Below are 14,252 nucleotides of genomic sequence, written 5' to 3' on the forward strand. Positions count from 1 at the left end.
CAACGGCATAGGCACGCGAAACTTGAGCACAGAATGTGGGATCGCGCCCAAGCGCCGGAGCGCATCCGGGAGCCCCAAAGAAAATGGGCCGGCTCTCGCGAGCCGGCCCATCGATCGATGCGACGTTCAGGTAATCAGACGCGCCGCTTTACTCCTTGTCGCCCTTCACCTGCGGCAGCGCCGACGTCTCGTTCGACGACAGCAGGCCCACCTGCGAGTAGATGCGCAGCTTGTCGCGCGTGTCGGTGATGTCGAGGTTGCGCATCGTCAGCTGGCCGATGCGGTCGCGCGGCGAGAACGTCGATGCGACCTTTTCCATCGACAGACGCTCGGGCTGATATGTGAGGTTCGGCGACTTCGTGCTGAGGATCGAGTAGTCGTTGCCGCGACGCAGCTCGACGGTCACTTCGCCGGTGATCGGGCGCGCGACCCAGCGCTGTGCGGTTTCGCGCAGCATGATCGCCTGCGGATCGAACCAGCGGCCCTGATACAGCAGACGGCCGAGGCGGCGGCCGTTCCCGCGGAACTGCTCGATCGTGTCTTCGTTGTGGATGCCGGTGACGAGACGCTCGTAAGTGATGTTGAGCAGCGCGAGGCCCGGGGCTTCATAGATGCCGCGGCTCTTCGCCTCGATGATGCGGTTCTCGATCTGGTCGCTCATGCCGAGACCGTGACGGCCGCCGATCCGGTTCGCTTCGAGCAGCAGCTCGACCGCGTTCGGGAACGTCTGGCCGTTCAGCGCGACCGGTTGGCCTTCCTCGAAGCGGACCGTCACTTCTTCCTTCGCGATCTGAACGTCGTCGCGCCAGAACGCGACGCCCATGATCGGGTTCACGATCTTGATGCCGGACTCGAGGCTTTCGAGATCCTTCGCTTCGTGCGTCGCGCCGAGCAGGTTCGAGTCGGTCGAATACGCCTTTTCGGCCGACATCTTGTAGTCGAAGCCCGACTGGCGCATGAATTCCGACATTTCAGAACGGCCGCCGAGTTCGTCGATGAACAACTGGTCGAGCCACGGCTTGTAGATCTTCAGGTCCGGGTTCACGAGCAGACCGTAGCGGTAGAAACGCTCGATGTCGTTACCCTTGTACGTGCTGCCGTCGCCCCAGATGTTGACACCGTCTTCCTTCATCGCGGCGACCAGCATCGTGCCGGTCACGGCACGGCCGATCGGCGTCGTGTTGAAATAGGTGACGCCCGCCGTCGAGATATGAAACGCGCCGCACTGCAGCGCCGCGATGCCTTCCGCGACCAGCTGCGCGCGGCAGTCGATCAGGCGCGCGCCTTCGGCGCCATATTGCGTGGCGCGACGCGGGATCGAATCGTAATCGTCTTCGTCGGGCTGACCGAGGTTGGCCGTGTAGGCGTACGGCATGGCGCCCTTCTTGCGCATCCAGTGCAGCGCGGCGCTAGTGTCGAGGCCGCCGGAAAACGCGATACCGACCTTCTGGCCGATCGGAAGACTTTCAAGGATTGTACTCATAAGCAGTAGCGTTAAACTCGACGTACGGGGAGATTTTGGGGGTAATAGCTGAGTATCGGGCAAGCCTGGCGTTCAGGCAAGTTACGCGGGAGTATACCGTGAACCGCCGTCCGGCCTTGGATATTGCCGGTCGGCGCGGCCTCGCGCCGCAATCTCGCCGCGCCGAATTTCCGGATTAATTCACGCTGTATTTGCCGTAACGGGGGCGGATTTATTATCGTCTAAGGGTAGCATCGCGGGTTGCGTCAACGCACCGGCCGTTCACTCCGTTCGTCCCGTTCATTCCCCTTGCCCGCCGCCCATGACCACGACCACCCCGCGCCCCACGACGAACGCCTCGCTGGTCACCCACGTGCGGCTCGCCGACGGCACGCGCGCCGAGGTGTCGATCGTCGATGGCCGGATCGCCGCGCTCGGCGCCGCTCTGCCGCGCGAGCCCGGTGTGCCGGTCGAGGACGGCGGCGACGCGCTGCTGCTGCCCGGTTTCGTCGAAGGGCATACGCATCTGGACAAGACCAACTGGGGCTTGCGCTGGTATCGCAACGAAGTCGGGCCGAAGCTGATCGATCGCATCGAAAACGAGCGCCGCTGGCGCGCCGAAAGCGGCCACGACGCGGGCGCGCAATCGCTCGCGCTCGCGCGCGCGTTTCTGGCGGCCGGCACGACGCGCGTACGCACGCACGTCGATATCGACACCGACGCGGGCCTGCGCCATCTCGACGGCGTGCTGGCCACGCGCGACACCCTGCGCGACGTGCTCGATCTGCAGATCGTCGCGTTTCCGCAATCGGGGCTGCTCGGCCGGCCCGGCACCGACGCGCTGCTCGATCGGGCGCTGGCCGCGGGCGCCGACGTGCTCGGCGCGCTCGATCCCGCGCTGATCGACGGCGATCCGGTGAAGTCGCTCGATCTGACGTTCGCGCTCGCCGAGCGTCATCGCAAACCGATCGACATTCATCTGCACGAACCCGGCGAGATCGGCGCGTTCACGCTCGGTCTGCTGCTCGATCGCGTCGCCGCGCACGGCATGCAGGGGCAAGTGGTGGTCAGTCACGCGTTCTGTCTCGGCGCGCTGCCCGAGCGCGAACGCGATGCGCTGCTCGCGCGTATCGCCGAGCTGCGCGTCGCGCTGCTGACGAGCGCACCGCCGTCGGTGCCGGTGCCGCCGCTCACGGCTTGCCTCGCGCACGGCGTCACGCTGTTCGGCGGCAACGACGGGATTCGCGATACGTGGACGCCATACGGCTCGCCCGACATGCTGGAACGGGCGATGCTGATCGCGATGCGCTACGGCCTGCGCCGCGACGACGATCTCGCGCTCGCGTTCGATTGCGTCAGCGGAACCGCCGCGCGCGCGTGCGGATTCGAAGGCTATGGTTTGCAGCCGGGCGCACGCGCCGATCTCGTGCTGGTCGACGCCGACACGCTCGCGCATGCGCTCGTCGCGCGGCCGGCGCGCAAGCTGGTCATTGCGAACGGCCGCGTCGCCGCGCGCGACGGCGCGCTGGTCGCGCGGTAGTTCAGCCACGCCGTCCGCTACAACAAAGACGTTTTTTTGGACTCGAATGATCAATCTTTTTCAGGCCATGCAGGCCTTCGTCAAGGTGGCCGATGTCGGCAGCTTCGCGCAGGCCGCCGGGCAACTGAACGTGTCGACGTCGGTCGTCACGCGTCATGTGTCGAGCCTCGAACAGCATCTCGGCATTCGCCTGTTTCAGCGCACCACGCGCAAGGTCGTGCTGACCGAGGCCGGCGCGCAATACGCGGACGGTTGCCGCGTGCTGCTCGCCGAACTGGAGGAAGTGGAGTCGCGCGCGACCACGGCGTCGCGCGACGTGGCCGGCGACCTGCGCATCGTCGCGCTCGGCAGTTTTTCGCTGTTTCGGCTAACGCCGCTGTTCGCCGAATATCAGGCGCGCTTTCCGCAAGTCAACCTGCGCGTCACGCTGACGGAAAAACGGGTCGATCTGCTCGAAGGCGGCTTCGACGTCGGCATCGTGACCGAGCATATGATCCGCTCGGAGTCGCTGGTGGCGCGGCGTCTGATCAACTCGCACGCGGTGCCGGTGGCAGCGGGCGCGTATCTCGCGCAGGCCGGTCATCCGCAAACGCCGGCCGAACTGGACGGGCATCGGCTGATTGCCGCGCCGTTCGACACGACCGGCCCGATGTGGATCTTCCGCAAGGGTGACGGCGATGCCGAAAGCGCGAGCGAGGACGGCGACGACAGCGGCGAGAGTATCGCCATCGATGCATCGTTCACGGTCAACAGCATGATCATGCAGAAGCAGGCCGCGCTGGGCGCGATGGGCATCGCGCTGCTGCCGCTCGAAATGGTCGAGCACGAGTTGCGCGCCGGCACGCTGGTGCGCGTGCTCGACGGCTATGCGGTGCTCAATGGCGACGTGGCCGTGTCGCTGGTGTATCCGAGCCGCGAGTTCGTGCCGCGCAAGGTGCGCGAGTTCATCGATCTCGCGGTCGGTTTCTTCAAGTGACGCTTCAAGGCCGTTCGCCGCGCGCGAGCCGTGCGTCGATGTCGTACACGACCGGCATCAGATCCGCGACGCTGTCGATCACGTAATGCGCGCCCGCCGCCTTCAGCCTGGCCGTCGCGGCGTTGCGGCGCGCGGCGAATTCGTCGGCCGGCAACGCCTTCACCTCGGCCTCGCTCATGCCGAACGCGTTGCCGCTCACCGCGACGCCGACCGCCCACGTGCCGCCGTTGATGCCTTCCTCGATGCCGACCTCGGTGTCGTCGACCTTGATCGCCTCTTTCGCGCGCCACACGCCGAGCTGCGGCAGCGTCCGGTAGATCATGTACGGTGACGGCCGCCCTTCCGGCGTATCGCCGGTGCACACGATGCTGTCCGGCGCAAAGCCCTGCGCGGCCGCGCCCGGTACGATTTCGTCGATGATCTCGCGGGTATAGCCGGTCGTCGTGCCGATGCGGATATCGTTCTGACGCAAGGCGCTCGCGACTTCGGCGACGCCCGGGATCACCGCGCTGTAGCTCGCCGCGACCGCGATGTTCTTCGGCACGAACACGTCGTACACGGCGTCGATATCGGCGTCGGTCGGCGTATGGCCGTGGCGCTCGGCCCAAGCCTGCGCGACGCGCGGCAGTGCCATCAGCGCCGCGATATGCGGCCGCTTGGCCATGCCCATCGGGCCGCGCGCTTCGTCGATCGTGATCGGCACGCCGAACTGCTCGAAGGTCTCGACGAAGGCCGCCATCGGCGCGCGTGAACCGTAGTCGACCACCGTGCCGGCCCAATCGAAAATCACTGCCTTCACGTGTTTCATCTGCTTGAATCCCCAGGAATCCGAATGTATCGGGTTTGCTGTCGCGGCTCAGGCCGCCTGCGCGAGCGCCTTGCGTTCGTCGAGCGCGGCGGGCGGCGGCCCCGCGTGCGTGACGCCCATCGTGCGCAGCGCTTGCGCGCAGGCATCGACCACGCGTCGCATCACCTGCTCGTCGACCTGACCGATGCAGCCGATGCGGAAACTGTCGACCACCGTCAGCTTGCCCGGATAGATGATGAAGCCCTGCGCCTTCATCAGTTCATAGAAGCGCGCGAACTCGAACGACGGATGCGCCGGCGAAAAAAACGTCACGATGATCGGCGAGCGCCAGCGCCCGTTGAGCAGCGGCTCGAAGCCAAGCTCGCGCATGCCGGCCACCAGCACGTCGCGATTGTTGGCGTAGCGCGCGAGCCGCGCGGGCTGCCCACCTTCGAGCTGGTGCAGACGCAGCGCCTCGAGGAACGCGGCCACCGTATGCGTGGGCGGCGTGAAGCGCCACTGGCCCGTGCGATTCATCACGTCCCATTGATCGAAGAGATCGAGCGCGAGCGAATGGCTGCGGCCTTTCGCCTCGCGCAGGGCGCTCTTGCGCGCGATCACGAAGCCGAAACCCGGCACGCCCTCGATGCACTTGTTCGCCGACGACACGAACGCCTCGCACGCGATCTGCCGCACGTCGAGCGGCACCGCGCCGAAGGCGCTCATCGAATCGATCAGCAGTTTGCGGCCCTGCCTGGCGACCGCGGCTGCAATCTCATCGAGCGGATTGAGAATGCCCGAGCTCGTTTCGCAATGGATCGCGACCACGTGCGTGATCGATGGATCGGCGGCAAGCATGCGCTCGACTTCGAGGCCGCGCGGCGGCAGGTAGTCGCCCTTGTCGAGCAGTGTGCAGGCGCGGCCGAGATAGCCAAGCGTGGTCGCCGCGCGCTTGCCGTACGCGCCGTTCGCGAGCACGAGCGCGTGGCCGTCGCGCGGAATCAGGCTGCCGAGCATCGCTTCGACGCAGTAGCTGCCGCTGCCCTGCAGCGGCACGCAGTCGTAGTCGCCCGCGGTGTCGCCGGCGATCGCCAGCACGCTCGCGCGCAACTCGGCGGTCATCGCGCGGAAGTCGCCGTCCCACGAGCCCCAGTCGCGCAGCATCGCCTGTTTCGTCGATAGTGCCGTGGTCAGCGGGCCCGGCGTCAGCAGATAAGGCTCGCCGCCAGCCGGCGCGGCGCAGGGTGTGGTGCAACGGGTCGATGTTGCCGCGGCTGCCACGGCCAACGTCGCCGCCGCACCGCCGATCGCGCTTTCCATGTCCGCAACTCCAATATCGCTATGTCGATAGCTCACACGATACAGAAGCGTTGTCCATCGGCAAAATCGATATAATCGATGACGGTATCGCAAAAACTTATCTGCTGGCGAGGCACACGTGCAATACGCGCAATTGCGGGCGTTCCATGCGGTCGCGGAACATGGCGGCTTTTCGAAAGCGGCGCAGGCGTTGTCGCTGACACAGCCGGCGGTGTCGGATCACGTGCGGCGGCTCGAACAGGATTACGGCGTCAAGCTGTTCGAGCGCGGGCCGCGCGGCGTGGAGACGACTGAACTCGGGCTGCGCCTGTTCAGCGTGACACGGCATATGCTCAGTTGCGAGCGGGACGCGCGCCAACTGCTCGAATCGGCGGGCGGGCTGGAGTCGGGTTCGCTATCGCTCGCGGCCGATGCGCCCGATCTCGCCGTCGCGCTGATCGGCGCGTTTCGCCAGCGGCACCCGGGCATCGTCGTCACGCTGTCGATCGCCAATGCGGCAGAGTGCATGCAGCGCGTGCTGTCGAGCGCGGTCGACGCGGCGATCACGGCCGCGCCGCAGGTGCATAGCCGCTTGCAGTCGCGCGTGTTGCGGCGCGATCCGCTGGTCGCGATGGTGCCGGCGAGCTACCCGGCCTCGAAGAAGCGCCGGCTGAGTTACGCGGAGCTCGTCGAACAGCCGATGATCTTCCGCGAGCCGCAATCGGTCACCCAACAACTGCTCGAAATCGAGCTCGTGCGCGAGTCGTTGCAAGTCGAGCCGGTCATGTACGTGGATGGCCGCGAGGCGCTGGAGGAAGCGGTCGCGCAGGGAATCGGCGTCGGCGTCATTGCGCGCGCAGAGTTCAACGAGTCGCGGCGGATCCGGATGGTGTCGCTGCTCGATTGCCGCGTGCAGATGATCGAATCGCTGACGCGGCTCGCCGAGCGGCCGGGTTCGAATCTGCTCGACGCGTTTTTTGCGGTGGAGTTGCCGGGAGCCGAAACAGAGGTCTCGGGGGCCGATGTTCAACGCGCGTAGCTCGCGCGCCGTCGCTGCAAGGAGCGGCGTGGCCTTCATGCTGCCGGCCCCGCCGCCCGCGATCGCGCTCGAATTGTTCCGCGGGTTGCCACCAGCGTTGGCAACCCCTTCAGACTTAACGCGAGCCGCCGCTCGCAATCAGGCTCTCGCCCGTCAACCAGCGCGCGTCATCCGACGCGAGGAACGCGACGACATCCGCGATATCGTCGGGTTGGCCGATACGGCCGAGCGGCGTCGTGCTGACCACCCACGTTTCGAAGTCCGAGCCGATCACGCCGGCGCTGTGGGTGCCCTCGGTCTCGACCATGCCCGGATTCACCGAATTCACGCGGATCTTGCGCGGTCCGAGTTCCTTCGCGAGCACGCCGGTGATCGCATCGACCGCGCCCTTGGTCGCCGTGTAGACCACGGTGGTCGGCGGCGTGATGCGGCTCGCGACCGAGCTCACGTTGACGATGCTGCCGCCTTCGCCCAGATGCCTGGCCGCCGCCTGCGTCACGAGCAGCAGCCCGAGCACGTTGACATCGAAGTGCTTATGGAAGTGCGCTTCGGTGATCTCTTCGAGCGCCGCGAATTCATAGACACCCGAGTTGTTGACGAGAACGTCGAGCCGCCCGTACGTTTCGATCGCCGTATCGATAATGCCGTTCGCGTCCGCGGCCTTCGACACGTCACCGCCAACCGCGACCGCCTTGCCGCCCGCCGCCGTGATATCGGCGACCACCTTGTCGGCGCCCGCGCGGCTCGACGCATAGTTCACCACGACCGACGCGCCTTGCGCCGCCAATGCCTTCGCAATCGCCGCTCCGATGCCTTTCGATGCACCCGTTACAACCGCTACCTTGCCTGTGAGCTTGCTCATCATCGTGTCCTTTCAATGGTTCGCGCCGGCATGCCTCGCGAGGAGTCACGGGGTCCACGCCAATAAAAGCCGGAAATGCAGTGGCGCTGTCACTGGTCGTTAATTTAGGCATGGCGCGAGGCCGGATAAAGCGGCTCGAGACGAATTGATACGCCGCTTCCGACGAACAATCGATTCGCATCAGACCTCGATGGCCAGGTTTACGCGTGGTTGACGACGATTGATGCTGTTTGGCTTGCGCCGCGGCGTCGGCGTCGGCGTCGCGCAAGCGCGCGCTGACCGACCGCAAGAGCGGCACGCAGCAGCATAGACGTGCATCCGCACAAGACTCCTACGGGCAGACGCCACGATCAGGCGCTACACACTCAAAGCGCTTTTATTCACCGCGCTTTGGTTCGCTGCTGAGCAGCAGCGCGATGTGCGCGGCCACGCTCGCGAGCACCGCGAGCGCGCCGAGCGTATCGAGAATAATGGGCCACACGATCTCCCTCCTCGGCGATCCGCTGCTCCCAACGTCTTTTAAACGAATGCGCGCGCCATCGATTGAACGTCGGGGCCGAGCAGACAGATAAAGAACCAGCCACGAAAGCTCGCCGCACTGATACGCCCGCGCACGCGCTGACCGAGCTGCCGCAACGGGCGTGCCGAGTACGATGCCCGCCAGCATCGGCCATAAGCGTTCGACGAGCGCGCGCACGCCCGATCCCGCAAACAGCTGCCACCCGTTGGTGACGGACGACGGCAACAGCACGCGCGAGCTGAATGCGCCGCCGCGCGCGGAAAAGGCGCTCGTGCGTCATCTGGCCGGTATTTAGCGGCGCTGTTGCTATCATTCGTTGCCCTCGCGCGGCGCCGCGGCGGCAGAGCCGTACCGCAACCGGCAGCGCCCAAGGCGCAGCAGACCAACGCAACACCAATCGCCGACGCATCACACCTCAGAGGCATGCATGGAATTTCGCCAACTTCGCTACTTCATCGCGGTCGCCGAGGAGATGAACATCACGCGGGCGGCCAATCGTCTGCATATGACACAGCCGCCGCTGTCGCGGCAGATCCAGCAGATCGAGGAAAGTGTCGGCCTGCCGCTGTTCGAGCGCGGCTCGCGGCCGTTGCGGCTCACCGAAGCCGGCCGCATTTTCTACACGCAGGCGAAACGTCTGATCGATGAAGCCGACGAGCTCGCGCCGCTCACGCGCCGGCTCGCGCAACTCGCGGAACGCATCGTGATCGGTTTCGTACCGTCTACGCTGTATGGCGCGCTGCCCGCGGTGATCCGCTCGTTTCGCGAGGCCGCGCCGCACATCGAACTGTCGCTGATCGAGATGTTCACGATCGAGCAGTTGGCCGCGCTCAAAGGTGGCCGCATCGACGTCGGCTTCGGCCGGCTGCGCTTCGACGATGCGCAACTCGCGCGCGAAGTGCTGGTCGAGGAACGGATGATCGCCGCATTGCCGCAGGACCATCCCCTCGCGCGGCAAAAGAAGCCGCTCACGCTCGCCGCGCTCGCCGAGGAAACGCTGATCGTCTATCCGAGCACGCCGCGGCCGAGCTATGCGGACCAGCAGATCTCGGCAATGCACGATCAGGCGCTGGAGCCGAAAGCGATCCATGAAGTGCGGGAGTTGCAGACCGCGCTGGGGCTGGTCGCCGCGCAGGTCGGCGTGTGTCTCGTGCCGGAGAGCGTCGAGGGCTTGCGCGCGCATGGCGTCGCGTACCGGCCGATTCCGTCGGCAAGCGCCGCGTCGCCGATCATCATGAGCCGGCGCCTGCAGGACGAATCGCCGGCGACGATGCTGATGTGCTCGCTCGCGCGGCAGTTGTTCAAGCGCGTTTGAGCGCCGCGTGCGTGAGCACGGCGACGCGGCGCATCATACCGCGCTACTTCACATCGAACCCATAATCCCCATGCGTTCGATGTCCGTCCGACGCCACCGCGACCCAATGCACGGTGTAGCGCCCGGCCGCGAGCGCCGGCAGCGGCACCGTCATCACCGCGGGCTGCTGCACATCGACCGAGGACTTCTGCGTGCTGACCGGCTTGCCGCTCGCATCGGTGACGGTGAGCGAGCTGAACGCCGGTTCGAGCGGCCCGTCGAAGGTCACCTTGACCTGCGCGGGCGCGGCCACCGATGCGCCCGCGCCCGGCTCCTGCTTCTGCGGAAACACATGCGCGAACGCCGCGCTCACGAGCGTCACGCCGGCGATCAGTGCCGCCGCGCGCATCGCGTGATGTTTGAAGCTGTTGTTCATCGTCTTTCTCCTGTGCTACTTACGGGAACAGCGGCTTGCCGAGCGTGGTCGGCGCAATGTCGTCGAAGAACAGGTGCGCCTGCACCAGAATGCCGACGTGCGAGCCGCTCGCGCGGTTGATCGGAATCTGCGCCTCGACGCCGAACTGTCCATAGCGATTGATCCAGATAAAGCCCGGATTGACCGTGCCGGTCGTCTGACCCTGGCTGCGCGACAGCGGAATCTCGACGAGCGGAATCAGGTTCGCGAACGGCTGTGGCAAACCCGCGTCGTGCACATGCTGCTGCAGATACGGCAGGCTGTACTGCACGGTGAAGCCGTAGTTGAACGCGTTCGGCTGGCCCGCGCCGGTGGTGAGCGCGGAGGCCGCCTCGGCCGTGACCGCGACCGGGCGCAGATACGCGAGCGAAGCGGGCAGATCGCCCATGCCCTTGCCGATGTAGATGGTCGGCGAGATCGTCGAGAAGTTGTCGGCGATCGCGCGGCTGCCGGTGCCGCCTAGCTCCGCAGCGACGCCGATCGACGTCATCAGCTCGTGCGGCTCGTTCACGTACAGCAGGTACTTGAGGCCGACGCCGAAGTTGTTGAAGCCGGCCGCGCGCGGGTTGTTCTGCATCACGTACCCGCCGTCGATCGACACCGCCAGACGCGGCGTGATCAGCTTGTCGTACTCGAAGCTGAACGTGTTGATGCTCTGGTCGCCGTCGTCGCCGGGCACGCGCTGATGGCCGTACTCGAAGTTGGCTTCGTCGCCGACGCCGGGGTCGTCGACGGCGAGCGTCGAGGGGAACACGCGGTCGCCCGCGATCGCGTGCGCGTGCGCGATGGACGGCGCGGCGATGAGGCCTACGACGCCGCACGCGGCGTAAGCGGTGTAGGCGACATAGGTGGCGGCCGCGACGAGCGGCGCCGCGCGCGGCGGACGGCCGCCGCGCATTGCTGGTGTGTGCATCGGGTGCATCCTGTCTGATCGGTTGAGACGAGGCCGGCGCGCGTCGTCGAACGGACGCGCGCGAGCGGGCGCGATGCGGGTTCGCGCATCGCGTCGTAACGAATTCGGATCAGCAGGCGGAAGGTGGGGCGCGTGGCTGCGCGAAGCTCAGCGGTTCGACGCGGCGCACGCTGTCGAAGCGCGCCGCGGCCGTATGCTGGCGCGCACGGACCGCGGCGACGAACAGCATGCCGACGCTCGGCATCACTGGCAGATGCGCGAGCAGGCTGCAATAGCCGCAGGCATCGCCGGACATCTGGGCGTGCTTTGCGCCGGCATGGCTGGCAGGCGTGGCGGAGTCATCGGAGTCGTCAGGCCGGTTGGCGGTGGCCTGGGTGGTGTCGGGCGTGTCGTCCTGCATCCGCATGCCTGGCATCGACGCCGTGTCGTCCATCGACGTCATCTGGCAATGCCCGCCCATCATCGCGTCGGCGCGATAGTGGGCGGCGAGCGTTTGCGAGATGGTCGGCGCGAGCGTCGTCAGCAGGATCGCGAGCAATCCCAGCCAACTGCCGATCTTCCGATGCCAACGATTCATCATGCGTTCAGCGCCACGCCGCGAGTTTTTGCAGTCCACTACTGCCAGACCGCGATTTGCGGCAAATTATGCCATGTACGTCGTTATTCTTCGGCTGTGGGTGGCAGGCTTCGTCGACCGCCGCGCGCCCGGTCAATAAAGCGAACCGTCGACGGCAAAGCCGCCCCGCACAGGCGACAATGCCTTCACCTGGCTTCCCGCACGGAGTCTTCATGAAAGCGCAGCGTCCGCGGCCTCCGCACTTTCCCGCCGAACCTACGCGCGCCGAATGGCGCGAGCACCTGCTGCCCTACTTCATCACGGCGCTGTTGATCGCGTTCGCGATCGTGCTGATCGTCTGGATCGCCAATCCGGCGCCGCCGCGCACGATCACGATCAGCGCCGGCCCGCGCGACAGCTCGTTCGTCGTCACCGCGAACCAGTACCGCAAGATCCTCGCGCGCAACGGCATCCGCCTGAACGTGCTCGAATCCGAAGGTTCCGTGCAGAACCTGCAGCGGCTGCTGGATCCGAAGCAGCACGTCGACATCGCTCTCGTGCAGGGCGGGGTGGCCGAAGGGCTCGATACTTCGTCGCTGGTGTCGCTCGGCAGCGTGTTCTATGTGCCGATCGTCGTGTTCTATCGCGGCGCGGCGCTCACCCAACTGGCGCAGCTCGAAGGCAAGCGGATCGCAGTCGGCCGCGAAGGCAGCGGCACGCGGCTGCTCGCGCTGCAACTGCTCGCGGCGAACGGCATCGAGCCCGGCGGCGCCACGACGCTAGTGCCGAGCGACGGCCTGCAGGCCGCCACGCAGCTGGTTGCAGGCGAGGTCGACGCGGCGATTCTGAGCGGCGATTCGGCCACGCGCGGCCTGATGCTGCGGCTGTTGCGCGTACCCGGCATCTCGGTGATGAATTTCGACGAAGCGAGCGCCTATACACGCGTCTTTCCGTTTCTCGACCAGATCGACTTGCCGCCCGGCGTGCTCGATCTGAAGCGGCGCATTCCGCCCGAGACCGTTCACCTGATTAGTCCGACGGTCGAACTCGTCGCGCGCAGCACGCTGCATCCGGCGATTTCGGACCTATTGATCGAGGCGGCGCAGGAAGTGCACGGCGCCGCGGGCCTGTTGCAGCGCGCCGGCCAGTTCCCGACCCCGGTCGAGCACGAATATCCGATCAGCGAAGACGCGCAGCGCTATTACCGGACCGGCAAGGGCTTTTTATATCGGACGCTGCCTTTCTGGCTCGCGAGCATCGGCGATCGTACGCTCGTCCTGCTGTTGCCGATCGCCGTGCTGCTGTTGCCCGCCATGCGCGTGATTCCGGCGCTGTACCGGTGGCGGGTGCGCTCGCGCATCTATCGTTATTACGGTTCGCTGATCGCGATCGAGCGGCACGCGCTCGCCGGCGCAACCGACGAGGAGCGCACGCAGCTACTGGGGCAACTGGATGAGATCGAGGCGGCGCTGAGCCACCTGCGCATGCCGCTTGCGTATGCGGATGCGTTTTACGTGCTGCGCGAGCATGTGGGATTCGTGCGCAGCCGGTTGACGGCTGCGCCGCCCGTCATGGCCTCGTGATCGAGGCCATGACGGGCTGTGCCAAGGTTAGGCTTGGGAGGGGGGCGCGGCGGGAGCGGTGGCTGGCGGTTCGTGTTGCGCTCTGGTCTGCGCCTGGGTGTCCGCGCTCCCCGCGGCATCCGCCGCTGCGGCTTCCGGCGACGCAGCAGCGACATCCGCCTGGCGGGCCGCTTGTTCCGCGACTGCCGCTACCGCTGCTTCGGCATGTGACACTTCAGCGGCCGCGCCCTCGGCCGGCGTACCTGCATCGGTCGGCGCATTCGCGCTTGCCGTCGCGGTGGCGGCCTTCTGCGCGCCCTTCGCCGCGCGATGCGCAAGCAGGCGCTGAGCACCCGCCGCTTCCTGCGCCGTGACCTTGCCGGCTTCGACGCCCGCCAGGTCGACGCGCGCCGCGCCTTCGACGAGGCTCTTCCAGTAGCGCCCGCCACGGCACCATGTTTTGATCGCGTCGCGCAGTTCGGCTTCGCTCAGCGACAGCTCCTTCGCATGCCCGACGAGGTCTTCGAAAATGCCGATCTTCAGCGGCAGCTTCGGGGCCGGATTCTTCGGGAAAGCAACCGGAAAACGTTTTTGGAGACGACCGATCGAGCGCACCACCGGGTCCACCGGCTTGGCGTCCACCGCCGGCTTGGCGGGCGCGGTGTGGCCCGCCGGCTGCGGGCGGCCGGCTCGCGTGCCCGGCTTGCCGTCCGGGCGAGCGCCGGCCTTCGCAGCCGGCTTCGCGCCGGGCCGGCCACCGGGCTTCGTGCCCGGATTGGCGCCACGCTCGGCATGTGAACCAGGATGTGCCGCTGAATTTGAAGCGGGCTTGCCAGCGGACTTCGAAGCGGGGCGCGCGGCCGATTTGCGATCGGGCTTGCCGGCGGACTCTGCGGCGGCGCGCGCCGCGGCCAGTTGCTTCTTCAGTTCAGCGAGTTGTTCGAAACCCATAGTGCACAACCAATCT

At 66.6% G+C, this 14,252-nt stretch carries 14 protein-coding genes; 6 read left to right on the plus strand and 8 right to left on the minus strand.

The window, feature by feature from the left end; translation table 11 throughout:
* Positions 1 to 148 precede the first annotated feature (148 nt).
* Positions 149 to 1,483, minus strand: coding sequence for an argininosuccinate synthase (argG, locus tag OKW41_RS31960; RefSeq protein WP_429575118.1), 1,335 nt, complete (start codon positions 1,481 to 1,483; stop codon positions 149 to 151).
* Positions 1,484 to 1,784: 301 nt separating this feature from the next.
* Between argG and OKW41_RS31965 the strand changes: the two genes are divergently transcribed.
* Together OKW41_RS31965 and OKW41_RS31970 are read left to right on the plus strand one after the other, a co-directional pair.
* Positions 1,785 to 3,002, plus strand: a complete 1,218-nt coding sequence (locus OKW41_RS31965) for an amidohydrolase family protein (RefSeq protein WP_429575119.1) — start codon at positions 1,785 to 1,787, stop codon at positions 3,000 to 3,002.
* Positions 3,003 to 3,048: 46 nt separating this feature from the next.
* The gene (locus OKW41_RS31970) at positions 3,049 to 3,978 is read left to right on the plus strand and encodes a LysR substrate-binding domain-containing protein (protein WP_429575120.1); all 930 of its coding nucleotides are present in this window, start codon (positions 3,049 to 3,051) and stop codon (positions 3,976 to 3,978) included.
* Between the two features lie 4 nt (positions 3,979 to 3,982).
* On the opposite strand, the gene phnX is transcribed toward OKW41_RS31970, so the two are convergent.
* Positions 3,983 to 4,786 (minus strand): phosphonoacetaldehyde hydrolase, encoded by an 804-nt coding sequence (gene phnX / locus OKW41_RS31975; RefSeq protein WP_429450064.1) that lies wholly within the window; start codon positions 4,784 to 4,786, stop codon positions 3,983 to 3,985.
* Between the two features lie 48 nt (positions 4,787 to 4,834).
* Complete coding sequence (locus tag OKW41_RS31980) at positions 4,835 to 6,085, minus strand: 2-aminoethylphosphonate--pyruvate transaminase (protein WP_429575121.1); 1,251 nt, start codon at positions 6,083 to 6,085, stop codon at positions 4,835 to 4,837.
* Positions 6,086 to 6,203: 118 nt separating this feature from the next.
* Between OKW41_RS31980 and OKW41_RS31985 the strand changes: the two genes are divergently transcribed.
* Positions 6,204 to 7,103 carry a LysR substrate-binding domain-containing protein gene (locus OKW41_RS31985; protein ID WP_429450069.1) on the plus strand — a complete coding sequence of 300 codons (900 nt, stop codon included), beginning with the start codon at positions 6,204 to 6,206 and terminating at the stop codon, positions 7,101 to 7,103.
* 115 nt (positions 7,104 to 7,218) lie between these two features.
* On the opposite strand, the gene OKW41_RS31990 is transcribed toward OKW41_RS31985, so the two are convergent.
* A complete protein-coding gene (locus tag OKW41_RS31990) occupies positions 7,219 to 7,965 on the minus strand; it encodes a glucose 1-dehydrogenase (RefSeq protein ID WP_429450071.1) in 747 nt (248 codons plus the stop codon).
* A 653-nt stretch (positions 7,966 to 8,618) separates the two neighbouring features.
* Between OKW41_RS31990 and OKW41_RS31995 the strand changes: the two genes are divergently transcribed.
* Positions 8,619 to 8,780: a hypothetical protein gene (locus OKW41_RS31995; RefSeq protein ID WP_429575122.1), complete on the plus strand. Its 162-nt coding sequence runs from the start codon at positions 8,619 to 8,621 to the stop codon at positions 8,778 to 8,780.
* A gap of 132 nt (positions 8,781 to 8,912) precedes the next feature.
* A complete protein-coding gene (locus OKW41_RS32000; RefSeq protein ID WP_429293116.1) occupies positions 8,913 to 9,800 on the plus strand; it encodes a LysR family transcriptional regulator in 888 nt (295 codons plus the stop codon).
* Positions 9,801 to 9,843: 43 nt separating this feature from the next.
* On the opposite strand, the gene OKW41_RS32005 is transcribed toward OKW41_RS32000, so the two are convergent.
* The 3 genes from OKW41_RS32005 to OKW41_RS32015 form a co-directional block, all read right to left on the minus strand.
* A complete protein-coding gene (locus tag OKW41_RS32005; RefSeq protein ID WP_429575123.1) occupies positions 9,844 to 10,215 on the minus strand; it encodes a copper resistance CopC family protein in 372 nt (123 codons plus the stop codon).
* 19 nt (positions 10,216 to 10,234) lie between these two features.
* Positions 10,235 to 11,167, minus strand: coding sequence for a hypothetical protein (locus OKW41_RS32010; protein ID WP_429450078.1), 933 nt, complete (start codon positions 11,165 to 11,167; stop codon positions 10,235 to 10,237).
* 109 nt (positions 11,168 to 11,276) lie between these two features.
* Entirely contained in the window at positions 11,277 to 11,747 is a 471-nt protein-coding gene (locus OKW41_RS32015) for a DUF2946 domain-containing protein (protein WP_429575124.1), read from the minus strand.
* Between the two features lie 209 nt (positions 11,748 to 11,956).
* On the opposite strand from OKW41_RS32015, the gene OKW41_RS32020 reads away from it, so the two are divergent.
* On the plus strand, positions 11,957 to 13,306 hold the full coding sequence (locus OKW41_RS32020; protein WP_429450082.1) for a TAXI family TRAP transporter solute-binding subunit: 1,350 nt from the start codon (positions 11,957 to 11,959) through the stop codon (positions 13,304 to 13,306).
* Between the two features lie 27 nt (positions 13,307 to 13,333).
* On the opposite strand, the gene OKW41_RS32025 is transcribed toward OKW41_RS32020, so the two are convergent.
* Positions 13,334 to 14,236, minus strand: coding sequence for a ProQ/FinO family protein (locus OKW41_RS32025; RefSeq protein WP_429575125.1), 903 nt, complete (start codon positions 14,234 to 14,236; stop codon positions 13,334 to 13,336).
* Positions 14,237 to 14,252: the final 16 nt, after the last annotated feature.

Source organism: Paraburkholderia sp. UCT70 (genome assembly GCF_050434085.1).
Lineage (GTDB): Bacteria > Pseudomonadota > Gammaproteobacteria > Burkholderiales > Burkholderiaceae > Paraburkholderia > Paraburkholderia tuberum.